Origin of the sequence: Streptomyces sp. ITFR-21 (assembly GCF_031844685.1) — a bacterium.
In the GTDB taxonomy this organism is placed as follows: domain Bacteria; phylum Actinomycetota; class Actinomycetes; order Streptomycetales; family Streptomycetaceae; genus Actinacidiphila.
Genome location: NZ_CP134605.1, coordinates 976,498 through 999,767, shown reverse-complemented (window position 1 = coordinate 999,767; position 23,270 = coordinate 976,498). Strand labels below are relative to the sequence as shown.

Genomic DNA, 23,270 nt, shown 5'->3' with positions numbered 1-23,270 from the left:
CGGGTGTCCCGGCGTCCCCCGCATTGACGGCCGCCGCCCCGCGCGCCTAGGCTCTGGTCTCATGGGTGAACGGGATTCATATATGCGGACAATGGTCGTTCCGGGAGCGCTCACCGTCGCCGAAGTGCGGCTGACCCCCATCCTCATCGCCGACCCGCCGCTGCTCAACACCCAGGGCGTCCACCAGCCGTACACGCCGCGGCTCGTCATCGAGGCCGTCACCGCCGACGGCACGACCGGGGTCGGTGAGACATACGGGGACACGCGCTATCTCGACCTGGCCGCACCGCTGGCCAAGGCGCTCCCCGGCCACCCGGTCAGCGACCTGAACGGCCTGTCCGCCCTCGCGGAACAGGTCTGCGGCGACCCGGCCGACACCTCCGACTCGGTGGCCGCCGGCGGTCTGCGCGGCGTCCAGACCGCCGACAAGCTGCGGCTCTCGGTCGTCTCCGGGTTCGAGGTGGCCTGCCTGGACGCCCTCGGCAAGGCCCTCGGCCTGCCGGTGCACGCGCTGCTCGGCGGCAAGGTCCGCGACAGCGTCGACTACAGCGCCTACCTCTTCTACCGGTTCGCCGCCCACCCGCTGGGCCGGGGCGAGAGCGACGACTGGGGCGCGGCCCTCGACCCGGCCGGCGTCGTCGCCCAGGCCCGCCGCTTCGCCGACACCTACGGCTTCGGCTCGTTCAAGCTCAAGGGCGGCGTCTTCCCGCCCGAGCAGGAGGTCGCCGCGGTCCGCGCCCTCGCCGAGGCGTTCCCCGGCCGGCCGCTGCGGCTCGACCCCAACGGCGCCTGGTCGGTGGCGACCTCGCTTGCGGTGGCCCGCGACCTCGCCGGCGTCCTGGAGTACCTGGAGGACCCGGCAGGCGGCACCGGCCGGATGGCCGAGGTCGCGGCCGGCGCCGGCGTCCCGCTGGCCACCAACATGTGCGTGACCACCTTCGCCGAGATCCCGGAGGCGTTCGCCCGCGGCGCCGTCCAGGTGGTGCTCTGCGACCACCACTACTGGGGCGGCCTGCGCAGCACCCAGCAACTCGCCGCCGTCTGCCGGACGTTCGGGGTGGGCCTGTCCATGCACTCCAATACCCACCTGGGCATCAGCCTGGCCGCCATGAACCACGTGGCGGCCACCGTGCCCAACCTGGACTACGCCTGCGACACGCACTACCCGTGGCAGACCGAGGACGTGATCACCGAGCGGCACGTCTTCACCGGCGGCCGGCTCGCCGTCAGCGACCGCCCGGGCCTCGGGGTGGAACTCGACCGCGGCGCCCTCGGCGTCCTGCACCGCCGCTGGCTGGACGACGACGGGACGCTGCGCGACCGCGACGACGCCGCGGCGATGCGCGAGGCAGACCCGGACTGGCGGACCCCGGCGGTGCCCCGCTGGTAGCGCCGGGTCCGCACGGCCGCCAAACCCGCACCGCCACCGCGACAGCGGCATCACGACCCCGGCGCCACCGCCGGGCCGACCGCCTCCCGCCCGTCGGCCAGGTCCTCAGGGGCCGCTCGAAGCCGAGCACGGACACGGGTCCGCTCCGGGGCGGTGCGGGCGGTTGCGGCGGCGGGGTCAGCGGGGGAGCGCGGCCAGCGCGCGCCGGGCGATGTCCTGCGGGCCGCCTTCGACGGACACCACCGCGCCGGCCTCGTCCGGTTCCAGCGCCTCCAGGGCCGCCAACTGGGAGGCCAGCAGGCCGGGCGGCATGAAGTGCCGCGTCCGCGCCGCCAGCCGGTCGGCGATCAACCGCGGTGGGCCGTCCAGGTGCAGGAAGAACAGCGCAGGGGCGGCGGCCCGCAGCCGGTCCCGGTAGCGGCGCCGCAGTGCCGAGCAGCTGACCACTCCGCCGCGGTCGCCGCGACCGGCGACCCACTCGGCGATGGCGTCCAGCCAGGGCGCCCGGTCCGCGTCGTCCAGCGGGTGACCGGCCGCCATCTTGGCGACGTTGGCGGGCGGGTGGAAGTCGTCGGCCTCGGCGTAGGGCACTCCGAGGCGCTCCGCGAGCAGCCCGCCGACCGTGGACTTGCCCGAACCGGACACCCCCATCACCGCGACCACGGGCCGCGGGGCGGATATGCCGTCCATGTCGCTCCTACCTCCTTGGGCGGACCGGCCGTCGGGGAGCCACGGGGCAGCAAGCGCCTGCTCCGGGACGCGCCGACCACTGAACACGAAGAGGCACGGCGTATTCAAGAGCCGGTGACGCAACAGACATACGACACGGCCGAGCCGAGTCGAGTCGAGCCGCCCGCCCGGCGTTCCGGCCCGGCCCTCGCCTCCCGGAGGCGCCCGCCGGGGACCGTGCCGCGCACCAACGGACCGGAGCCGCGCCACGGGCGTCCCGCCTACGGTGGTCCGCGCGGCGGTCCCGCTGCTGGAGGCCGTGCGGCGGGGCGCTGCGCGAGCCAGGCATCCCCCCACAGCGGCGGTCGCCGGGCTGGGGCGCGGGCGCGGTGGAAGCGGCGGGCGGACAGGCGCCGGATGTCAGGCGCCGGGCGGTGGCGCGGCCGGGTACCGGGCGCCCGGTGGCGGGTGGCGGGTGGCGGGCGCCCGGTGGCCGTCGGCCGTCGGCCCGCGGCGCGGGCGGCCAACCCGCGGGCGTACGTCCGACGCCCGGCCGGTCCGTAAACCCGTTGAACGGGCCCGGCCCTGCTGCCGCACTGGACGGGTGACCGAACGCCCGTCCCCGCCGCAGCCGTTCCGGTGGACCCTGTCCTCTTACGGAGGCGCCGCCCCGGACCGGCTCGGCGCGCTCACCGACGGCACCGGCCCGGCGTCGCTCTGGCACCTGCCAAAACTCACCGTGTGCACCGGCAAGGTGCTCGCCCGTGCCCGCGCCGGCGACCTCTGCTTCGTCGGACGGTCGCTGGACCCGATGTACGACCTGCTCACCGGCGCCCTCGAGGACACCGCCCGGCGGGGCGCGCTGACCCGGCTGCCGACCTCGGCCCGGCGGTTGACCCGCTTCGCCGAACCCGAGCGGGGCCGCTTCCGCGACCACCCGGCCGCCGCCGGCCTCGAACCGTACGCGCTGGCCCGCCGCAAACGCCCGCTCGCCGTCGTGGACATCGTCTACCGCGGCTCCACCTTCGACACCGTCCACCGCGAACTGGCCGCCTGGATCCAGGAAAGCCGCGAGCCCTGGGCGGTGATCCGCCGCAAGCTGCGCTATGTCGGGGTGACCGTCCGCGGCCGGAGCAGCCCGCACGCCGACCGCTGTCAGCAGTCGCAGGAGTCCGCCCGCTGGGCGCGCACCTGCCCGCCGGGCACGTGGTCAGCGTGTCGCTGCCCTGGCGGGTGTGGAGCTGGTACGGCAACGACCAGCCCAAGCTGCACGGCTCCTTCCCGCCCGACCGCCGGTTCGACCCGGCCGCGGCCGAGCCCTGGCACCACGAGGCGCTGCCCGAGGCGCTCGCCGAGGCGCGGGCGCTGGTGGCGGCGGGCCGGACCCGTACCGTACGGGACGGTTTGGTGCGGACCGTCGCCGGCGGACCGGGATTCGCCGACCGGGAGGTGCGGGCCCTGGTGAGCGCCCTGTGCCACCGGGCCCGCTGAGCCCGGCGGCGGCCCCGCGGTGCGGGGCGGCCCGGGGCGGGGGGCGCACCGGCGCGGACCGGCCGGCGGAACCCGGACGCCCGGAGGGAACCACGCGTCACAGGACCAGCGCCGCGCCGAACACCGCGAGTGCCACCGTGCAGCCCAGCACCGACACCGCCGCCCACAGCGGCATCGCGGGCGGGCGCCGGGCGCTCAGCCGCCGGATGCGCACATGGGCGAGCCATCCGAAGGCCACCAGGGCCAGCAGCACCAGGCAGACCGCGACCGCCCGCAGCGGACCGCCGCCGGTGCGCAGCGCCTGGCGCAGCGCGAGCACCGCCGCGACCGCGCAGGACAGCGTCGTACGCCGCCACGCCAGCTGGGTCCGCTCCGGCTGGAGCCCCGGGTCGCGGTCCGGATCGCGACCGGCGGGACCGTCGTCCGGCGGCGGAAAGGCCCGCGGGCTCATCACGCCCGGCCGAAGAGAACGACCGCCACCATGGCCACCGCCAGGACCGCGACCAGCAGGGCGAGCGCGGCAGGGAAGCGGGAGACCGGCAGATCGGCGCCCTGCCGCATGGCGCGTTCGCAGCGGACCCAGTGATTGACCGCACGCAGCGCGCAGGTCACGCCGCCCGCCAGCAGGGCCAGGGCCAGCGCCGCGCGGACCCAGCGGGCGAGGTGGTCGGTGAGGAACTGGTCGACCGCGAAGCCGCCGCCGACCAGGGCGAGGGCGGTCCGGATCCAGGCGAGGAAGGTGCGCTCGTTGGCGAGCGAGAAGCGGTAGTCGGGCGTCGTGCCCTCCCGCCGCGCCCGGACCGGCGCGAACCACAGCCGTACCGCGTCCAGGACCCCGCGCGGCCCGCCCGTAGCGCTCACCCGCCCACCCTAACCAGGCGGACCGGCCGGCACCGGGCCCCGCCGACCGCCGTGGCGGCCGCGGGCGACGGCGCCAGGGGCGGGGAGGAGCGGGCCGGGCCGGGACCGGCGAAGGGCGGGGGTCACGGCGCAACGCCCGGCGCGGCCCGCGGGCCGCGCCGGGCGACCGGCGCCTTCGCCGGCGGGGATCACCTTCCGCCGTCCGCGCGCCACGCGAGCAGCCTGCGGTACGCCTCCAAGCCGTCGGGCACCCACTCCCACTCCGGCAGCCGGGCGGTCAGCTCGTCCTCGGTGAGGAAGGTGTGCCACGCCACCTCCTCCACCTGCGGGGACACCGGCAGTTCGCACCGCACCTGGTAGACGGCCGACCACCAGGCGCGCGGACCGTCCTCGTAGAGGAACCTGAACAGCGGCTCGGGCCGCGGCAGCCCGCGCACCCCCAGCTCCTCCTCCGCCTCCCGCAGCGCCGTCTCGTCGTAGCTCTCGCCCGCGCCGACCACACCGCCGACGAACATGTCGTACAGCGAGGGGAAGACCAGTTTGCGGGCGGTCCTGCGGTGCACGAAGATCCGCTCCCGCGCGTCCCGGACCAGGATGAACGCGCAGCGGTGGCGCAGCCCGCGCTCGTACGCCACCCCGCGCGGCGACTGCCCGACCACCCGGTCGTGCTCGTCCACGATGTCGATGATCTCGTCGGCCGACAACAGGCCCTCGGGCTCCGGCGGCAGGCTGCTCGTGTCACTCATCCGGTGATTGAACCATCCGCCGTGCGGGTGTTACCCGTGGCCTTGCGCGGCGCCGGGCCGGGCAAGATGATCGTGCCGGTCAGTGACCCGGAAGGATCCCGGAAGGATCCCGGAAGAGACCGGAAGAGACCGGAAGAGAAGCGACGGGAGCCCACGGTGAGCGATACGGCGAGGGTGCGCGGGCCGGGTGCGCGTCCGCCGGGGGCGCCGCTGCGGATCGCCAACTGCTCCGGCTACTACGGCGACCGGCTCTCGGCGGCCCGGGAGATGGTCGAGGGCGGTCCGATCGACGTCCTGACCGGCGACTACCTCGCCGAACTGACCATGCTGCTGCTGTGGAAGGCCCGGCAGCGCGACCCCGACGGCGGCTACGCGGTCTCCTTCCTCGCCCAGATGCGGGACGTGCTCGGCACCTGCCTGGACCGCGGCATCAAGATCGTGGCCAGCGCGGGCGGCCTCAACCCGGCGGGCCTGGCCCGCAGGCTCCGTGAAGCCGCCGCGCCCGGCGGCCTGCACCCGTCCGTCGCCCACGTCGAGGGCGACGACCTGCTGGACCGGCTGCCCGGACTCCAGGCCCGCGGCCACGACCTCGCCCACCTGGCCGACGGCCGCCCGCTGGCCGGCGCCGGCGTGACCCCGGTCACCGCCAACGCCTATCTCGGCGGCTGGGGCATCGCCGAGGCGCTGCGGGCCGGCGCCGACGTGGTGATCTGCGGCCGGGCCACCGACGCCTCGCTGGTCGTCGGACCCGCCGCCTGGGCCTTCGGCTGGGCGCTCGACGACTGGGACCGGCTGGCCGGCGCGGTCACCGCGGGCCACATCATCGAATGCGGGACCCAGGCCACCGGCGGCAACTACTCCTTCTTCACCGAAATCCCCGACCCGGTGCACCCCGGCTTCCCGATCGCCGAAGTGCACGCCGACGGCTCCAGCGTCATCACCAAGCACCCCGGCACCGGCGGCGCGGTCACCGTCGGCACCGTCACCGCCCAACTGCTCTACGAGATCGGCCACCCCTCCTACCTCAACGCCGACGTGGTGGCCCGCTTCGACACCGTGGCGCTCACCCGGCAGGGCCCCGACCGGGTGGCCGTCGGGCCGGTCGCCGGCGACTCCGCGCCCGCCACCCTCAAGGTCTGCCTCAACCACCGCGGCGGCTACCGCAGCGCGGCGACCTGCGTGCTCACCGGCCTCGATCTCGACGCCAAGGCCGACTTCGCCGAGGCCATGCTGCTCGACGCCACCGGCGGGCCCGGCGGCTTCGCCGCGTACGACCTGCGGCGCGAGCACGGCGGCGAGGCGGACCGCCTCACCCTCACCGTCAAGGACGCCGACCCGGAGACCGTGGGGCGCGGCTTCTTCGCCGCCGTCGCCGGCACCGCGCTGGCCGGCTACCCGGGGCTCCACCTGGAACACGCCGCGCCCAAGGCGACCGAGTACGGCGTCTACTGGCCGGCCCTGGTCCCGGCCGCGGAGGTCCCCTCGCACGTGGTGCTCGGCGACGGCACCCGCCTGCCCGTGCCGCGGGCCGACGTCCAGCAGCCGTCGGCGCCGCGGGCTTCGCAGCAGGCGGAGCCGTCGGGGCGGTCGGGACGGTCGGGGCCCGCGTCGCCGGTGCCGGTGCCGGCACCGTCCGTGCCGCGGCCCGGTACGCCGCGGGCGGACGCCGTACCGCCGGCGCCCGTACCGCCGCTGTCCGCCCGCCCGGCCCGCCCCGACCGTCCGGCGGTGTCCGGGGCGTACCGCGGCCGTACCGTACGGCTCCCGCTCGGCACCCTGGTCGGCGCGCGGTCCGGCGACAAAGGCGGCGACGCCAACGTGGGCCTGTGGGCGACCGACGACGAGACGTACGCCTGGCTGCGGGAATACCTCGCCGTCCCCAGGCTGCGCGGACTGCTGCCGGAGACCGCCCGGCTCCAGGTGAGCCGCTACGAACTTGCCAACCTCCGGGCGCTGAACTTCGTGGTGCACGGCCTGCTGGGCGACGGCGTCGCCGCCTCGACCAGCGCGGACCCGCAGGCCAAGGCGCTGGGCGAGCGGCTGCGGGGCCGCCTGGCCGACATCCCCGAGCGGCTGCTGGACCCGGCGGCGGCCGGCGCCGCCCCCGGGCGCGGCTGACCGGCGCGGCTGACCGGCGCGGGCGCGGGCCTTGCGGCAAGGGCGAGCGGCCGGGATGAGCGGGCGGGGGCCTTCGAGGGCGTTAACTGGTGCCGAAGGTGACACGGTAATAGCAGCCCCCCTTGCAGGCCATGGTGGCGGAGTCGTCGAAGGCGTAGGAGTACGCGTACGGCTCGGCCTTCTTGAAGACCTGGGTGTAGTCCACGGGCCACTTGGACGGCACGCAGTTCTCCCGCCCGGCCCAGGCGCCCCGGCAGCAATAGGTGTCGCCGCCGAACGCGGCGCAGGGCGGCTTGCAGCCGATGACCTGCCCGTCGTCGTTCCTCGCCTCCATCGCGGCCGGGCAGTCGACCGGCTGGGTGCAGGCGCCCTTGTAGCAGCCGTCGGCGGTCAGCGGGTCGCTGCCGGTGCTGTGCGAGACGTTGATGTACATCGGCAGGTTGGAGCCGTCGACCATGCTGACGTCGTAGAAGTCCATGCCGTCGAAGGAGTTCAGGGTGAACTCGCCGAGCGTGGTCGGGGTGGTCGGCCCGCCGCAGCCGGTGGTGCAGTCGCCGGTCAGGCAGGACCCCGAGGCATCGCCCGCGCAGCCGGTGCGGCCCCAGATCCGCCCGCCCCAGGAGTTGCCGACGGTCAGCGACGTGCTCTGGCCGGGCTGGAGCCTGCGGCCCCCGGGATAGGCGGGGGAGTCGGTGACGACGGCCCACACGACCTGCTGGGTCCGGTTGACCAGGGTGATGCTGCGCTGTCCGGCCGGGGCGGCGGGCATCGCGGCGGGCGGTGGGGCGGTGGTGGCCGTCGGCTTCCTCGGCGCGGCCTTCTTCGTGATGCCGCGCGGCGCGGCCGCCGCGTTCCCGGCCGGCTTCGGCAGCTTGCCCGGGGTGGACTGCGCCTCGCCCGTCGGGCTCGGGCGGGCCGAGCGGTCCAGCTCCGACCCGGGGCCGTTGGAGGACGCCGCCGACGGGCCGGCGCCGACCGCGCTCCGCTCGTTCGCGCCCGGTGACCGCTCCGGACCGGACGGCCAGACGATCACCGCGACCGCCGCCACGGCGGCGACCACGGCCGCCACCACCCAAACCCGCGAGGGCCGCGCCCGGTGCCGGCTGCGTGCCGTTCCATACCTCATGCACCGGAGACCGGCCGCGCTCCGCCCCGATAACGTAAATCCGCCGCGGCGGGCCGCCCTGCGCCCGTGCCGGCGCGCCGGAAGCCGCGGCCGGGGATGTCTCCGGCGGCTCGTTCCAGCAGATCACCGCCCGTTTGAGCTGAGTGCGCGCGAGGCGGCCCGGCGAGTCGGGGAAACGCGGTGGATCTTTTGCAGAGCCAGGACCAACCATGACCCGAACAATGACATTCGGAGAGTCATCATGGGTTCCGTCCGAGGGAGTGGGGCCCGCGGAAGTCTGCGAGGGGCGAGACGCATGGAAGCCGACGTTGTGCGCAAGGCGAACCCCCTGCTGCGGGACTGCCACGCATCGGAGCAGCAGGTCGTCACCCGGCTCAAGGACTACTTCCCCGAGCTGACGGTGGGGGACCGCGAGATGTACACCAGCGAGGCGTGGGACCTGGTGCACGGCGTCCACCCGGCGATGTGACTCCCGCTCCACGCACCGGGCGGGGCATGATCGGGGCATGAGCAACCTCGACGTGAAACCGGCGGCCACGGAGTGCGGCGGACGCGAGGACGTGTCCGCCGCCCCGGTCCGCGAACTGCTCGCCGCCCGTACCGTCGCCCTCGGGGAGAGCACCGAGGTCCGCCGGCTACTGCCGAACCTCGGCCGCCGGATGGTCGGCGCCTGGTGTTTCATCGACCATTACGGGCCCGACGACATCGCCCGGCAGCCCGGTATGCAGGTGCCGCCGCACCCGCACATCGGTCTGCAGACGGTGAGCTGGCTGCACGAGGGCGAGGTGCTGCACCGCGACAGCCTCGGCAGCGAGCAGACGGTACGTCCCCGCGAGCTGGGGCTGATGACGTCCGGGCGGGCGATCGCGCACAGCGAGGAGTCCCCCCGCGAGCACGCCCGCTCTCTGCACGGCGCCCAGCTGTGGGTGGCGCTCCCGGACGCCGACCGGCACTGCGCGCCCGCCTTCGAGCACCACGCCGGGCTGCCCGAGATCAGCGGCGGCAACGGTCTGCGGGCCACCGTCATCCTCGGCGAACTCGACGGCGCGCGGTCTCCCGGTACGACCTACTCGCCCCTCGTCGGCGCCGACGTCGACCTGGCCGCCGGCACCCGCGCCCGGCTGCCGCTCCAGCCGGACTTCGAGTACGCGGCCCTGACCATGTCCGGTGCGGCCGAGGTCGACGGCGTCCGCCTCGCCCCCGGTTCCCTGCTCTACCTCGGCGCCGGCCGCAGCGCCCTCCCGCTGGCCGCCGACACCCCCAGCTCCCTGGTGCTGCTGGGCGGCGAGCCCTTCGAGGAGCACCTCCTCATGTGGTGGAACTTCGTGGGACGATCTGCTGATGACATCAGAAGAGCCCGTGAGGACTGGCACAAGGGCGATCGCTTCGGCGAGGTCCACGGCTACAACGGCGAGCGTCTGACGGCGCCGGCCCTCCCGTCAACTCCGCTGAAACCGCGCGGCCGGGAGCGCTGACCTGTGCTTTTTTGACCAGAGAAGCCACCATGGCTCGTCGACCTACGGCAGTGCCGGGATGGTATCGAGACGTCATCGACCCTGATTCTGAAGGTGTACTGGGGCGTGGCCCGATCGGTTCGGCGAATCGCGGGTGTGATGGTTTGTATCCAGGCGTGCCAGACCTGATGCTGACCTCATGCTGACTTCTGTGACGAGGCGTCAGTTCTTGTCGCCGACGTTAAGGCTGAGCCGCCATCTGAATTGCGTCCGACGGACCGGCTCGTTTTGTCTACCCGTTGTCACCTACAGGGGGAGACGCCGACGTTGAAGCTTCCCCGTTGACTTGGACACCTGGAAACTGGGACGTGAGGTTCCAGAGGAAGTAGAAGCCAGGTGAGCAACAAGCAGGGCAAGCGGTACTCGGAGGAGTTCAAGCGGGACGCGGTGGCGTTGGCCCGCTCCTCCAGCAAGACGGTCACCGAGGTGGCCCGGGACCTGGGGGTCAGCCCGGAGGGTCTGCGGGCTTGGGTCAAGCAGGACAAGGTCGACCGCGGTGAGGGCAGTCCGGGCGAGCTGACCAGCGCTGAGCACGAGGAACTGCGCCGCCTGCGCCGGCAGAACCTCGAACAGCAGAAGACCATCGAGGTCCTGAAAAAAGCGACGGCCTTCTTCGCGCGGGAGAGCGACCGGTGAGCGAGGTCTACCGGTTCACCGCGGCGGAGAAGGCCTCCTACCCGGTCTCCTTGCTGTGCCGCATCCTCGGCGTGCACCGCTCCTCCTTCTACGCCTGGGCCGACGGCGAACAAGCCCGGCGTGCGCGCCTGCGTGCCGACGATGCGCTCGCGCACGACATCACCGTGGTCCACCTGGCTTCCAGGGGCGCCTACGGCGTCCCGCGCGTCCACGCCGAGTTGCGGCGGCTGGGCCACGGCGTGAACCGCAAGCGTGTCGAGCGGCGGATGCGCGAACGAGGCATCGCCGGGATCACCCGCCGCCGGCGCCGGTCGCTGACCCGCCCGGACAACAAGGCCCGGCCCGCACCGGACCTGATCAGCCGTGACTTCACCGCTGCCCGCCCCGGAACCCGCCTGGTCGGCGACATCACCTACCTGCCCACCGAGCAGGGCTGGCTCTACCTGGCCAGCTGGCTGGACCTGGCCACCCGCGAGGTCGTCGGCTGGTCGATGGCCGACCACCACCGCGCCGACCTGGTCATCGACGCCCTGCGCATGGCCCACGGACGCAGCCGCCTGGAGCCCGGTTGCATCGCGCACACAGACCGCGGCAGCGAATACACCTCAACCCAATTCCGCAGCGAGATAGCCAGCCTGGGCATGAGAGCGAGCACCGGACGCACCGGCTCGTGCTATGACAACGCTGCCGCCGAGAGCTTCTGGGCGGTCCTGAAGGCCGAGATCGGCACCCGAACCTGGCCCGACCGGGCCACCACCCGAGCCGCGGTGTTCTCCTACATCGAGACCTTCTACAACAGCCGCCGACTACGCAAACACCCCACCTGGGGCTACCTGACCCCGCACGAGACCCGACAACGACACACCCACGCCGCGTAACAACGAGTGTCCGAGATCACGGGGAAACTTCACTACAGGGCTGAGTGCTTTCCGGTACTAGCACGAAGAGATCCCTTATACGGGAGCGAAGCTGGTCCGGGCAGTGTGGTCGCCGATGGAGCACCTCCAGTCCACCCCGGAATCTGTCGGAGCGGGATGGGTTCCCACGTGGTGTTCTTCGCACACCGGCCAGACGAGGTGAAGCCGTTCTCCGATGTAGGTCTGCACGGCGTCTGCGATCGCTTGGAAGACCCCGAGACGCGAGATCGAGAGGATCTCGTCGATGTAGACGACGACTTGGCCGGTCGTCTCCCGTTGGTCCGGGAGGGTGATCATCGGGTGCAGTTCGACGGAGCGCCCGAGGTCGGTTGAGGCTTCGCCGAGGAGGGCCGTCAAGGCGTCTTCCGTCAGCTGCCGGCGTCGGTCGAGAACGAGCGGCGCGAGCAGCTCATCAGGCATGCTCCCGTGCGTTGTGAAGATCTCCCACAGCCACTGGCGAGCATCGCTGTGGCGGCTGTCGAGGTCGAGGAAGTCCTCGAGGTGGGACCGCCAGGCGGTGAATGCCGGGTCGGAGTCCATGTCGCCTGGGCGGTGCTTCGCTGCCACAGCTCTTCCATATCTGTCCTCGGGGACGGGAGGGTGCGGTCCGGCCGTGCCCGGCCGGACCGCACCTGTTTTCCGTGCAGTCTATGAGGTTGGCCTCCCCCGCTGACCCGAGGTGGCCTCAATGATGGCTACGTGTAGCGCCCCCCGCCTGAAAAGGACTGGCCGAGACTGTAATAGACCTTGATGCCGCCCAGGAGCCAGGCGATGCCATGGGCTTCGACCAGAACGGTGTCACCGGGGTCGAGCCAGCAGCTGACCCAGCCCTTGATGCACCAGAACGATCCACGCCCCTTGCTGTCCCGGTTGGTGTACCAGTAGCCGTGGAACCGGTAGGTGCCGAACTCCGAGTGGGAGTACGTGTTCTTCTTCACGTAGAAGCCGTTGCTGTAGAACGACCAGGTGAAGGTCTCGATCCAGGCCGTTCGGAATTTCTTGCGGAACGATATCCAGATGTTGATCGAGCATCTGTGCTTGCTGTCGCAGGTGCGGGTTATCGCGACGCACGAGTAGGTGGTGCAGTGCGACTGGGTGCGGCTCTTGGTCGAAGTGCCGGTCAGGTCGCTGTTGTTCTGGGGGTCGGCGCAGGCGTACTCGTAGGCGTTGCAACTACCACCCGCGACGGGGTCGGTGGTGAGGAATCGGCCGATGGCCGGGGCGTAGGGGCGTACTCCCATCAGGATGATCCCGGTGGGTGTCTCTGCGGAGCGTTGCTCTGCGCCGTGCCAGCCGTAACGGGCGGTGCTTGCGCTGCGCGGGTTTCCGTACTCGTCGGTGTCCTGTACGACAGGGGCGACCGAGGCATCCAGAGGCAGTTGGAGATTGACGTCTCCGTGGAGATTGCTGAGTTGGAGAACGATCTGGCCGGCGCTGGTGGTCGCGGCGAGGGAGTCGTCGAGCGCGGTGACGTTGCGGGTGACGGGTCCGGCTGTTCCTTCGGTGATCCAGCGGGGGCTGTCGCTGTCGGAGTCGTAGTGGTTGGTCCTGGTTACGTTGGCGGTCCAGGTCCCGGCCGCGTTCGTCTCCGTGGTGGTGGTGCGGTAGCGCTGTGCAGGGTCCAGAGTCCAGGTTTGACGCTGCGTACCGGCCGTTTCCTGCTGGAGGAGGTCGTTGGTGTAGTAGGCCAGGGACGCACCGGGCATGGCTGTGGTGCGGCCGAAGGCGTCGTAGGTGTAGCCGGTGTTGACCAGGCGGTCCGCGCTGTCGTAGCGGGAGATGACTGCGGTTCCGGCGCTCGGGCAGTCTTCGTTGACGGCCGAGGCGGTAGTGGCCAGGCCGGTGCGGTTGGAGTTCCTGTCGAGGGTGTAGGAGCGGGTGGTGCAGACGCCGTCCGGGGTACTGTCGTGGACCCCGTTGAGTCGGCCGGCGCTGTCGTAGGTGTAGTCCTGAGCGGCAGTGATGCCGGGAGTGCCGGTGTGTGTCGCTGTCTGTCCGTTGACGGTGGTTGTGATGCCGTCGGAGAGGACGACGGTGTTGTCGCTGGTGCGGGTGTAGACGCGGCTGACCGGGGTGTCGGTGGTGTCCCGCTCCTGGGTGAATGTGTAGCCGCCCGGAAGGGTTTGGGTGGCTATGTTCCCGTTGTCGTCGTAGCGGGCGGTGAAGCTGCCGGCGGCGGAGTCGGTCATCGAGGTGGCAGCGCCGCGTGGGTCGATTGCCGTGTCGTAGGTGTAGGTGGTGGTTGATGGGGCGCTGTCGGTGACGCTGGTGGGTCGATCGAGGGCGTCGTAGCGGGTAGTGGTGATCGACCCGTCGGTGTCGGTGTAGGCGATGGTCCGGCCGAGTTGGTCGAAGGACGAGGTGAGCTTCTCGCCCGTGGCCGCGTCCTGCTCGTTGGGCAGTCCGATGGACGGGTCGTAGTGGGTCGTGGTGGCGGTCAGCGCGGTACCGAGACCTCCGGTGACGGTGACGGTGGTCTGCCGGCCGGCGGTGTCGTAGCCGATGGTGGTGGTGCGGGTGGAACCGCCGGCACTGACGGTGGTTTTGACGGGCTGGCCGTAGAGTCCGTATTCAGTGGTTGTCACCGGTCGGTCGGCAGGATTGGTGCCGCCTCCGGTGGTCGGTGCCGCGGACGAGGTCTGGCAGAGTTCGTCGGCCCATTCGGGGTGCTGGCCGCAGGGCGCTGTGCCGTCGGCGCTGTAGTACGTGCTGATGGTGGTTCCGGCGTCGGCTCCGTTGGATGCCGGAGAGGAGCTCTTGGTGACGCGGCCCTGGTCGTCGTATGCGGTGCGGGTGGTGAGGGCCAGGCCGGTGGGGTCCTGGACGGCCGTGGTGGCCAGGCCCTTAACCCAGTCGTAGCCAGTGGTGGTGACCCGGCTGTCGGCCAGGAGAGTCGGCCATGATCGCGGTTGTGCGCCGGTGGTCTGACGGGTTTCCATGTCCGCCACGGTGGCGGTCCCGTCGGTCGGCCGGCCCTCGTCGTATGTGTTGAGGGTGTGCTGTCGTGCGATCACCTGTGTTCCGGCGGTCGCATAGGTGGTGCCGGAGCTGACAAGGTCGCTTTGCAGAGTGATCGCGTGGATCGGTCCGAAGGTCTCGAGCTCCTGGTTGCCTTCGGTGTTGTAGACACTGGTGGAGGACAGCAGTTGCGCCCGTTCACGGGACGGCAGGTTGATGATCCCGAGTTCCGTGAGCTGCTGCTGCTGTTGGGTGGACGTACCGAGCGCCAGGGCACGGTTGGCCGCGGTGAGCGATCGGACCGTGTTGCCAAACCGGTCGTACTGGGAGACCTCGACGTGTCCACCAGGCGCGGCAGAGTCGACTTCACGGCCGGATACATCCAGGTAGTGGAGGTCTGCCCGGGTGTAGCTGGTGGCGGCTAGGCTGCTGCCGCCGTGGTCGGAGGGGACCTGGTCGGCGGGGAAGATGGCCGTACCGTCGGTGGGCAGGTCGCTCTGGCCCCACGCTGCGGCAGCCGAGGCGCTGAGATCGATCGGGGCCTTGGCTCCGGTCAGAGGGACACCGTAGACGACGCTCGTGGTGGCGGTTCCGTTAGTCGCCGATGCGGAGCCGGGCGTGAGGGTCGGACGGGAAACCGACACCAGCATGCCGTCGCCGGAGGCCGGGGTCCCGCCGGCGTTGCCGTAGGCGAAGGTGAAGGGAAGTTCTCCCGCTGGAGTGACTGTGGCGACCCTGCCGACGCTGTCGTAGGTGTACAGGGTTTTCAACGAGGGCGTGATCCGAGGGTCCCAGGCTTCCCTCAGCCGGCCGCTGCTGTCGTAGGCGTACTGGGCGAGAGGGGTTGCGGTGGATGCCGAGGCACCGGGAGCGGTGGCCCACAGACGCAACGACGAGACCTGCTCGCTGTAGTCTCCCGTGGTCGTGGAAGTTGCTGTAGTCGCCGTAGCGTAAACGAAGTCCAGGACCCGGCAGCCCTTGGTGGCGGGGTTCGCTGCACAGGCGGCCACGGTGGTGGCTGAATTGGCAGCAATGATCTGCTTCGGCCTGCTCAAGGTCCCACCGGGAGCCGTTTCGGAGACCGTGGTGGTGGTGGAGTTGGCCAGTCCGTCCGCCAGAGCGCTGCTGATCGTCCACGTGGTGGAGCTGCCGGAGACCTTGGTGAAGGTGGTAACGATTCCGAAGGTGTCGGACAGGACGAAGTTCGACGCGCTGAACGAACCGGTCAGGGTGAGGTCTTCGTCGCCGGTCTGCGGTTTCCATCCACCGGCCGACAGTGATGTGAAGCTGACCTTGGATCCGTCAGCCCGAGTAACGGTGAGGGATGTCGCGGATGTCTTGACGATCTGGGTGTAGTCCGAGTCGACTTTCTTGGCCTTGGTACCGGCCAGCCATTCCTTCCCGAAGATCGCTGCCTGCCCCTCTTGCTGAGCGCCGGCCTGCGGCGAGCGGGATGAGGCTGTGCGGGAGACGGACATGTCGAAGACCGAGGCGTCGGTCCCGGAGAGCGTGAACTCGCCCGTGAGCAGGTTCAGCGAGCCGGGTCCGATCTCGTCGGTATCGGCGTAGTCAGCGGTACGGTCCACGACAACGTCAACCGGGTCGGATGACGTGGCCGCGGCGGAGGGGCCGGTGAAGTCTGCGCGTACCTGGACCGACCCGTCGGGGTCGACTGTGTGTGTGGCGTTCCAGGTGAGGGCAGGGCTTTTGCCCGTACTCAGTGCAACAGGCCATGCCGAGAGGGGTGCCCCTGCGACCGTGATGTCACCGACCGGGACCGGCGACCAGGCCGTGGCGTCACCGCGCCGCCAGGAGAACGTCACAGCCGTGTACTTGCTGCTGTCTGCTTCGGCGGCCAGCGGAAGACGAGCCGCGGTGCTGGTTCCGTCGTCTGGCTGGGTGATGGCACCCGGTCCTACGTGGAAGTCGTATTCGAGCGCTTCCGACTTGTTGTCCGCCCGGTCTGTCGTACGCACCTGCAAGGTCTGCGTACCGGCCTGCTGCGGTGTGACGGTGATGGTCACCGGGGTCGTGGCGCCTCCGGTGGCGACGCTGTTCCAGTTCTCGCCGTCGTCGATGGACCACTCGAGCCCGGTCTGTTCTCCGGACGGGGGCGCCACCGTGAACATGCCCGGTTGCCCGGTTCCCTTCACCCAGCTCATGGCCGGGTAGTCCGTCGATGTGATCGACACGGGCGCTGAAGGAGCCGCAGTGTCCACAGTGAAAGTGGTGTAGGGCCCCCATCCCAGGTTGTAACTGGTCCCATCGTAGGAAGTGCTACGGAACTTGTAGACTTTGCCATTGGTCAGCAGCCCGGACGGCACCGTGACGGACACAGGCTTGCCCGCCGGTACGAATGCCGAGGCCAGGTTGCTGCCGACCTGGGTCCCCGTGGTGTTGTCCGCGACCTGGAACGTTCCTTGGACCTTGTCGTTGTTGGGGTCGGCGAACGTGTCCCGAAGCGTGGGGGTCGTGGTGTTGGTGAACCACATGGCCCCAGTGCCCTTGAAAAACGGCGGACCTGCCTGTGGATCGGATCCATTCTTCGGCCGGTAGTTGTAGGTCACGACCAACTTCGGCGGGTTCGTTGCGGCATTGGCCGAGTTGAACCGCTTCCATTGGCTCACCACCGACTCCGAAGAAGCCCGCAGCCCCATGCTGGAGGTCGCATTCTGAGCAGACGCCCACACCTGAGCCAGGTTGGTGACGTCGGCAGGCACCCACCCGTCCGGAGACCCCGTACAGGCAGGGTTGCCGCGGGTCTGCGTAGACGTCGCCTCCTTCTCGTTCCATGTCGGCTGCGCCGTCCACCGCGACGACGTCGACGGCGCACCGGTAGCCCATACCTCCCACGGATACGCCGCGCAGTCGGTGTTGCCCGAGTGGAAGTTCCACAGGCTCAACGTCGCACTCGACACCAGGGCGTTGGAGAACGGCGCGGTGTTCCAGGTGATGAACGACCGGGCGGTACGCGGCGTGCCGTCGGAGTTCGTCGTCCCCGGATTACCGAGGTCCAGCTCGGTGTCGGTCGACTCGTCCGTCGTGACGCCCTGCTGGACGTAGGTGTCGAACAGGTTCGACATCGCACCCGTCGACGGGTCCACCGTCACCGGGAACTTCGTCGCCGGATCGGCTAGGAACGCGGCGTCGGGGGTGAACACCAGGTCGACGGCGCCCTTGTCGACGCCGTCCTTGACCACCTGGAGCTTCACCGGCGCCCGGTGGGTGTGCAGGCCGGAGGCCGGGTCCACGGCCGCGTCCCACATCACCGGCGCCGGCATCGTCGCCTGCTTGTGTCCCTTGGCGTCGGTGAACACCACACTGCCGTCAGCCAGTTGCTTTGCCGTCAGCCTCTTCGCCTTCAGCGGCAGCGTGTACGCGTACCCGTCCTGCGCGGGCCGCTGGTCGATGTCCACGAACTGCTCGAAACCGGTCCGCGTAGCCTCGACGACCACGTCACCACCGGGTATCGCACCGGGATACGTAGCACGCGTGCCATTCAGCACCGGCGTCGGCAGACCACCCTTCCACTGCAACGCGATCCGCTGGTCACCACTGCCCAACGTCACCAGATCACGCGCCGCCGCACTCCGGCCCGCGGCCAGCGACCGCACGACGGTCCCACCGCCGCCCGCCAGCTTCAGGCCCTCCGGATGCCCCTCGGGCGCCACGCTGCCGTCGGCCGCGGCCACCAGATCCAGATCAACCGCACGCCACTTGCCGTCCCGCCGGAACCGGATCGGTCCAGCGTAGATCTCACTGGTCAGCGAACCATCGGCGTTCACCCACGTCGTCGACGTCTCGGTCCGCTCCGAGAGCGCCTCCACCCGCCGGCCCGACAACCGCGCCGCCACCCGCGCCGACGGGATATCAGCCGCCGAACTCGCGTACCGCGCCGAGGCCTTCTCGTGACGCACCGGCTTGCCGGGCGCGGCGATGGCCGCCTTCGCACCGTCCAACGCCCCGACGGCCAAGGCCATCACCAGCACCGACGCCAACGACCGCGTCAGACCCCACCCCGGACTCGGCCAGGCACGCGCGTGCCAAGCCCCCCCACGCCTGCTCATACATCTCCTCCATCGATGCCTGCCGGTCCCACGGAGCGGGGACCGACCAGAAGAGACAGTAAAGATCGCAATACATATACGAATCAGACAGTTCGCATTCTATGGAATTTCTGTGGAGCCGGAATATTCCATTCCTTTATCTAGAGCTTAAACATCGGAGCGAAAGAGTGCCCGGATTCTGGCCGGAAAGGTTGCCCCTGGCCCACGGCCCAGGGGCGTCTCAAAGTCCCCGCGAGGGTTGAGTCTGCAGGTCACGGTGGGCAGGAGGGTGGGATTGGCCCGTCACGAACGCAACGAAGCTCCGGTTGGACGAGGTGACCTCCAAGTAGCCTCGAACCACAGGAGCTTCGATGTGCCGCAAGTCTGACACGGCGGCTGTGGTTCCGGCCGGTAGGGCTTCGTAGCTGGTCAGCGGGCCGGGGTGGCTGCGGGCATGGGTACGGCCACCGTGATCATGAACGTTTGTGACGACGTATCAAGAGCAGGTGGCCGTGGAGGCCACGATAGCCGAGCGGGAGTGGACGGCTGCGCTTGGGGCGGTGACCGGCCGGATCACGGACTGTTTCGGACGCCGTGAACCCCGCGCTCCGGCCCGGGAGATGTGCGAGGCGATGCTGATGGAGCAGGACACCCGTAACTGCTGGACTCTGGCCGAGGCACTCGGACACTCCGGCACCCACCGGCTGCAGCACTTCCTGTCCCGCGCGGGCGTCGACCACGACACCGCCCGAGACCGGATCGCGATGTGGACCGCCGGCGAACTCGCCGACGGCCAGGCGGTGCTGGTGGTGGACGAGACCGGCGACGAGAAGTCCTCGGCCGACTGCGTCGGGGCGGCCAGGCAGTACTCCGGAGCCCTGGGCGGGATCGGTTTGTGCCAAGTCGCCGTCCACCTCACCTACGCCACCGCCCGTGGACACGCCCCGATCGACCGCGCCCTCTGCCTCGGGGCGGACTGGGCCGCCGACGAAGAACGCCGTCTGCTGACCGGCGTTCCGGACGACATCGAGTTCGCCACCAAGCCACAACTGGCCGCCGCTATGCTCCAGCGCGTCCGTGCCCTGGGCATACCGGCCCGGTGGCTGGCCGGCGACGAGGTCTACGGAGGCCTTGAACTTCGCCGCACCGCGCGAACGCTCGGCTTCGACTACGTCTTGGCCGTCCGCGCCGACCACCGCGTGGACACCGCCGTCGGCCGCCTGACCGTGACCGAACTCGCCGCCCGCGTCCCGAAACGGAACTGGATGCGCATGCGCACCGGCCACAGCCCCAAGGGCGATCGCCACTACGACTGGGCCATGCTCGACATCCGCAGCAACGACACGCCCGACGGCCGCGACACCCCCGGCGGCCAGGATGCCGGGCACTCCGTCGTGCTGGTCCGCCGCCACCGCTACACCCGCGAACTGTCCTTCTACCGCTGCCACTCCGTCGCCCCCGTCGCCCCCGTCGCCCTGGCGAGTCTCGTGGATGTGGTGTGCCGCAGGCGGCGGGTCGAGAAGGACTTCCAGCTCGCCAAGGGAGTAGCCGGCCTGGACCAGGGCCAGACGACCAGCTGGAACTCCTGGATGCGCTGGACCCTGATCAGCATGCCCGCCACCGCCGTCCTCGCCGTCACTCACGCCCGCACCACCATCGCGGCACCCCCGGGCCACCGGCTCATCCCGCCCAGCGTCCGCGAGATCCTGCGGTTGCTGCGGATCACCGCTCTGCCCAGCCCCCGACGCGACCGCGAGCACGTCCTGCACTGGTCTGCCTGGCGCCGCCACCACCAGCACCAGGCCGCCGAAGCCCACCGCCGCTGGAACAACATCACCGCCGCAGCAACCGCTTGACCAGCAACGATGACCCACCGATCAAGGAACTACAGCTGCCGTGACTGTGCTCGCACTCTTTGAAGAAGGAACCCATGCCACGGGCAAGCTTCTTGGACGTCGTGCCGGCGACCATAGCCGCGCCACCTCCTGGACCGATGCTGACGATTTGCTGACGGCAGATCGTCAACCCAGGTCCTGACCTGGGCGAAGTCCCGGATCACGTGGTATGTGGTGGAACTTCGCGGCCCGCACCCCCGAGGAGATCACCGAGGCCCGCACCGCCTGGCAGGAAGGACAGCGCTTCGGCGACGTCCACGGCTACGCCGGCCCCCGCCTGCCGGCACCGCAGCTGCCGGTGACCCCGCTCAAGGCACGGGGGCGCGAACGCTGACGAGGGCGCGCTGACGCGGGGTGCTGAGCTGAGCGCCGGCACCCGGCGCGGGTTGTCGTACGCCGCCGCGGGCGCCGGGGGTGGGTTGTCGTACGCCGCCGCGGGCGCCGGGCCGGGCCGGGGTGTGGCGGCGTGCGCGGCGCAGGGTCGGCGGGTCCGGCGGCTCCGGGCCGCCGGGGTCGGTCGGCGACCCCGGCGACGGCAGCGGAGAGGTCCTCCCCGCTGCCCGTACGCGCCACCGCCCCGCTGCCCGTACGCGTTACGCCGTGGCGCCCGGGGCTCCTGCCGCGAGCAGCTCAAGGGTGTCGACGACCCGGTTGGAGAAGCCCCACTCGTTGTCGTACCAGGCCACCACCTTGACGTGCTTGCCGGTGACACGGGTGAGGGCGGAGTCGAAGACCGAGGACGCCGGCCGGCCGGTGATGTCACTGGAGACCAGCGGCTCGTCGGCGTATTCGAGGATGCCCTTGAGTCCGCCGTCGGCCGCGGCGCGGTAGGCCGCGAGGACGTCGTCGCGGGTGACCTCGCGTGCGACCGTGGTGTTGAGCTCCACGAGCGAGCCGACCGGGACGGGGACGCGGATCGAGTCGCCTGACAGCTTGCCGTCGAGGTTCGGCAGTACCAGCCCGATGGCCTTGGCGGCGCCGGTGGTGGTGGGCACGATGTTCACCCCTGCGGCGCGGGCGCGCCGCAGGTCGCGGTGGGGGCCGTCCTGCAGGTTCTGCTCCTGGGTGTAGGCGTGCACCGTGGTCATGAAGGCGTGCTCGATGCCGGCCAGGTCGTCCAGCACGGAGGCCAGCGGCGCCAGCGCGTTGGTGGTGCACGAGGCGTTCGAGACGATCAGGTGCTCGGCGGGCCGGTAGGCGTCCGTGTTCACGCCGTAGGCGAGCGTCACGTCGGCGCCCTCGCTGGGGGCGCCGACCAGCACGCGTCCGGCGCCGGCCCGCAGGTGCGCGCGGGCGGCGTCCGCGGCGGTGAAGCGTCCCGTCGCCTCCAGTACGACGTCGACACCGAGCTCGGCCCACGGCAGCCGGGCGGGCTCGCGTTCGGCGAGTACCGTGATGCGGCGGCCGTCGACCACCAGGTCGGTGCCGTCGACCTCGACCGGGCGGTCCAGGCGGCCGGCCGAACTGTCGTACCTGAGCAGGTGGGCGAGGGTCTCGGGGGCGGTGAGGTCGTTGACGGCGACCACTTCGAGGTCGCTGCCGCGCTCGATCAGGGCGCGGAGGGTGCTGCGTCCGATGCGGCCGAATCCGTTGACGGCGATGCGGGTCATGGCGGCTCCTTCTCGTTGCGTTGTGCTTCGTCCCGCCCTCCATGCTCGGCGCCCGCGTGCCCGGCCGACAGTGGCCCGAACGGCAGCATGCGCAAGGATCTCGCCGTACCTTCTGCCACCGTCCGCAAGGATCCCGCCACCCCCGCCGGCCCGGCGGGACCAGCGGGCCGGCGCGCCGGCCGGGAGCGGACCTCGTGCCCGGCGCGCGAGCGCGGAACAGACCGCGCGGGGAGCGGCGGAGCGCTCGGGCCGATCGGAGCGATCAGGCCGAGAAGGTGTGGCGGTACTCCGTCGGGGAGGTGCCGAGCACGCGGTGGAAGTGCAGGCGCAGATTGGCGCCGGTGCCGAGCCCCACGCGGTCGGCGATCTGCTCCACGCCCAGGTCGCTGCGTTCCAGCAGCTCGCGGGCGAAGTCCAGCCGCGCCCGGAGCACCCACTGCATCGGCGTGTAGCCCGTGTCCTGCACGAACCGCCGGGAGAAGGTGCGCGCCGACACCTTCGCGTTGCGTGCGAGCGTCTCCAGGGTCAGCGGTTCGGCGAGGTGCGCCAGCGCCCACTCGCGCGTACTCGCGAACAGGTCGCCGAGCGGCTCGGGCAGGCTGCGGGGAACGTACTGCGCCTGCCCTCCGCTGCGATAGGGCGCCGCCACCAGCCGCCTCGCCACGTGGTTGGAGAGCCCGACGCCGTGGTCGCGCCGCACCAGGTGCAGGCATAGATCGATGCCGGACGCGGCGCCCGCCGACGTCAGCACGCCGCCCTCGTCTACGAACAGCACGTTCTCGTCCACCAGAACGTGCGGGTGCTTGGCGGCCAGTGCCTTCGTGTAGTGCCAGTGGGTCGTCGCCCGCTTGCCGTCGAGCAGGCCCGCCGCCGCCAGCGCGAAGGCGCCGGTCGAAATGGCGGCGAGCCGGGTGCCGCGCTCGTGGGCGGCCAGGAGCGCCTCGACGACCGCTGCCGGCGGCTCGGTGACCGCGGGCTCCCGGTAGCCGGGGACGAAGACGGTGTCGGCGTGCTCGAAGGCGTCCAGGCCCTCGGCCACGTGGTACGAGAGGCCGTCGCCGCCGGTCACCATCCCGGGCGCGGGCCCGCAGACCCGCACCTCGTAGGGCATGCTCGGCCGATTGGAGAACACCTGCGCCGGAATCCCGACGTCGAGCGGCTTCGCCCCTTCGAGCAGGAGTACGGCGACACGGTGGTTCTTCCGGCTCATCTCGTCTCCTCCGGTGCTCCGCGCCCCCGCCGCCGGGGAACGGGCGCGCACCCGTTCTCGCCGTGGCCTCCATGGCATCTGCC

General features: G+C 71.2%; 18 protein-coding genes. 9 read left to right on the top strand and 9 right to left on the bottom strand.

The genetic code is table 11. The features are described from left to right. Window positions 1-91: 91 nt before the first annotated feature. Entirely contained in the window at window positions 92-1,390 is a 1,299-nt protein-coding gene (locus RLT57_RS04505) for a glucarate dehydratase family protein (RefSeq protein WP_311296062.1), read from the top strand. Window positions 1,391-1,567: 177 nt separating this feature from the next. Here the strand turns inward: RLT57_RS04505 and RLT57_RS04500 are convergent, their stop codons facing one another. Further along, window positions 1,568-2,080 (bottom strand): gluconokinase, encoded by a 513-nt coding sequence (locus RLT57_RS04500; RefSeq protein ID WP_311296061.1) that lies wholly within the window; start codon window positions 2,078-2,080, stop codon window positions 1,568-1,570. A gap of 1,194 nt (window positions 2,081-3,274) precedes the next feature. Here RLT57_RS04500 and RLT57_RS04495 point away from each other — a divergent pair. Then, complete coding sequence (locus RLT57_RS04495; protein WP_311296060.1) at window positions 3,275-3,550, top strand: hypothetical protein; 276 nt, start codon at window positions 3,275-3,277, stop codon at window positions 3,548-3,550. 97 nt (window positions 3,551-3,647) lie between these two features. Here the strand turns inward: RLT57_RS04495 and RLT57_RS04490 are convergent, their stop codons facing one another. From RLT57_RS04490 to RLT57_RS04480, 3 genes are all read right to left on the bottom strand, one after another. Beyond that, complete coding sequence (locus RLT57_RS04490) at window positions 3,648-4,001, bottom strand: DUF202 domain-containing protein (protein ID WP_311296059.1); 354 nt, start codon at window positions 3,999-4,001, stop codon at window positions 3,648-3,650. Beyond that, entirely contained in the window at window positions 4,001-4,411 is a 411-nt protein-coding gene (locus RLT57_RS04485; protein WP_311296058.1) for a YidH family protein, read from the bottom strand. Before RLT57_RS04485 ends, RLT57_RS04490 begins: the two co-directional genes overlap by 1 nt. A gap of 188 nt (window positions 4,412-4,599) precedes the next feature. Continuing rightward, window positions 4,600-5,157 carry an NUDIX hydrolase gene (locus RLT57_RS04480; protein ID WP_311296057.1) on the bottom strand — a complete coding sequence of 186 codons (558 nt, stop codon included), beginning with the start codon at window positions 5,155-5,157 and terminating at the stop codon, window positions 4,600-4,602. Between the two features lie 156 nt (window positions 5,158-5,313). On the opposite strand from RLT57_RS04480, the gene RLT57_RS04475 reads away from it, so the two are divergent. Further along, window positions 5,314-7,275: an acyclic terpene utilization AtuA family protein gene (locus tag RLT57_RS04475; protein WP_311296056.1), complete on the top strand. Its 1,962-nt coding sequence runs from the start codon at window positions 5,314-5,316 to the stop codon at window positions 7,273-7,275. 82 nt (window positions 7,276-7,357) lie between these two features. On the opposite strand, the gene RLT57_RS04470 is transcribed toward RLT57_RS04475, so the two are convergent. Further along, window positions 7,358-8,335, bottom strand: a complete 978-nt coding sequence (locus RLT57_RS04470) for a thaumatin family protein (RefSeq protein WP_311296055.1) — start codon at window positions 8,333-8,335, stop codon at window positions 7,358-7,360. Between the two features lie 361 nt (window positions 8,336-8,696). Between RLT57_RS04470 and RLT57_RS04465 the strand changes: the two genes are divergently transcribed. The 4 genes from RLT57_RS04465 to RLT57_RS04450 all read left to right on the top strand — a co-directional run bounded on the left by RLT57_RS04465 (window position 8,697) and on the right by RLT57_RS04450 (window position 11,429). Further along, window positions 8,697-8,870 carry a hypothetical protein gene (locus RLT57_RS04465; protein ID WP_311296054.1) on the top strand — a complete coding sequence of 58 codons (174 nt, stop codon included), beginning with the start codon at window positions 8,697-8,699 and terminating at the stop codon, window positions 8,868-8,870. A gap of 37 nt (window positions 8,871-8,907) precedes the next feature. After that, the gene (locus RLT57_RS04460; RefSeq protein WP_311296053.1) at window positions 8,908-9,876 is read left to right on the top strand and encodes a pirin family protein; all 969 of its coding nucleotides are present in this window, start codon (window positions 8,908-8,910) and stop codon (window positions 9,874-9,876) included. A 375-nt stretch (window positions 9,877-10,251) separates the two neighbouring features. Beyond that, window positions 10,252-10,551: a transposase gene (locus RLT57_RS04455; protein ID WP_311296052.1), complete on the top strand. Its 300-nt coding sequence runs from the start codon at window positions 10,252-10,254 to the stop codon at window positions 10,549-10,551. After that, the gene (locus RLT57_RS04450) at window positions 10,548-11,429 is read left to right on the top strand and encodes an IS3 family transposase (RefSeq protein ID WP_311296051.1); all 882 of its coding nucleotides are present in this window, start codon (window positions 10,548-10,550) and stop codon (window positions 11,427-11,429) included. Before RLT57_RS04455 ends, RLT57_RS04450 begins: the two co-directional genes overlap by 4 nt. A gap of 75 nt (window positions 11,430-11,504) precedes the next feature. Here RLT57_RS04450 and RLT57_RS04445 read toward each other — a convergent pair whose 3' ends face one another. Further along, the gene (locus RLT57_RS04445; RefSeq protein WP_311296050.1) at window positions 11,505-12,035 is read right to left on the bottom strand and encodes a hypothetical protein; all 531 of its coding nucleotides are present in this window, start codon (window positions 12,033-12,035) and stop codon (window positions 11,505-11,507) included. A 128-nt stretch (window positions 12,036-12,163) separates the two neighbouring features. Further along, window positions 12,164-18,406, bottom strand: a complete 6,243-nt coding sequence (locus tag RLT57_RS04440) for an RHS repeat-associated core domain-containing protein (RefSeq protein WP_311296049.1) — start codon at window positions 18,404-18,406, stop codon at window positions 12,164-12,166. Between the two features lie 551 nt (window positions 18,407-18,957). Between RLT57_RS04440 and RLT57_RS04435 the strand changes: the two genes are divergently transcribed. Beyond that, window positions 18,958-20,328: an IS701 family transposase gene (locus tag RLT57_RS04435; RefSeq protein WP_311296048.1), complete on the top strand. Its 1,371-nt coding sequence runs from the start codon at window positions 18,958-18,960 to the stop codon at window positions 20,326-20,328. 208 nt (window positions 20,329-20,536) lie between these two features. Beyond that, a complete protein-coding gene (locus tag RLT57_RS04430; protein ID WP_399128014.1) occupies window positions 20,537-20,701 on the top strand; it encodes a hypothetical protein in 165 nt (54 codons plus the stop codon). A gap of 259 nt (window positions 20,702-20,960) precedes the next feature. Here RLT57_RS04430 and gap read toward each other — a convergent pair whose 3' ends face one another. Then, complete coding sequence (gene gap / locus RLT57_RS04425) at window positions 20,961-21,977, bottom strand: type I glyceraldehyde-3-phosphate dehydrogenase (protein ID WP_311296047.1); 1,017 nt, start codon at window positions 21,975-21,977, stop codon at window positions 20,961-20,963. 262 nt (window positions 21,978-22,239) lie between these two features. Then, window positions 22,240-23,187: a GlxA family transcriptional regulator gene (locus RLT57_RS04420; protein ID WP_311296046.1), complete on the bottom strand. Its 948-nt coding sequence runs from the start codon at window positions 23,185-23,187 to the stop codon at window positions 22,240-22,242. Window positions 23,188-23,270 lie beyond the last annotated feature (83 nt).

What these genes read in the sequence shown, in the direction of transcription:
- RLT57_RS04505 (WP_311296062.1), top strand. Translation starts at nt 92, where the DNA reads ATGGTCGTTCCGGGAGCGCTCACCGTCGCCGAAGTGCGGCTGACCCCC.
- RLT57_RS04500 (WP_311296061.1), bottom strand. Translation starts at nt 2,080, where the DNA reads ATGGACGGCATATCCGCCCCGCGGCCCGTGGTCGCGGTGATGGGGGTG.
- RLT57_RS04490 (WP_311296059.1), bottom strand. Translation starts at nt 4,001, where the DNA reads ATGAGCCCGCGGGCCTTTCCGCCGCCGGACGACGGTCCCGCCGGTCGC.
- RLT57_RS04480 (WP_311296057.1), bottom strand. Translation starts at nt 5,157, where the DNA reads ATGAGTGACACGAGCAGCCTGCCGCCGGAGCCCGAGGGCCTGTTGTCG.
- RLT57_RS04465 (WP_311296054.1), top strand. Translation starts at nt 8,697, where the DNA reads ATGGAAGCCGACGTTGTGCGCAAGGCGAACCCCCTGCTGCGGGACTGC.
- RLT57_RS04460 (WP_311296053.1), top strand. Translation starts at nt 8,908, where the DNA reads ATGAGCAACCTCGACGTGAAACCGGCGGCCACGGAGTGCGGCGGACGC.
- RLT57_RS04440 (WP_311296049.1), bottom strand. Translation starts at nt 18,406, where the DNA reads ATGGCCTTGGCCGTCGGGGCGTTGGACGGTGCGAAGGCGGCCATCGCC.
- RLT57_RS04430 (WP_399128014.1), top strand. Translation starts at nt 20,537, where the DNA reads ATGTGGTGGAACTTCGCGGCCCGCACCCCCGAGGAGATCACCGAGGCC.
- gap (WP_311296047.1), bottom strand. Translation starts at nt 21,977, where the DNA reads ATGACCCGCATCGCCGTCAACGGATTCGGCCGCATCGGACGCAGCACC.
- RLT57_RS04420 (WP_311296046.1), bottom strand. Translation starts at nt 23,187, where the DNA reads ATGAGCCGGAAGAACCACCGTGTCGCCGTACTCCTGCTCGAAGGGGCG.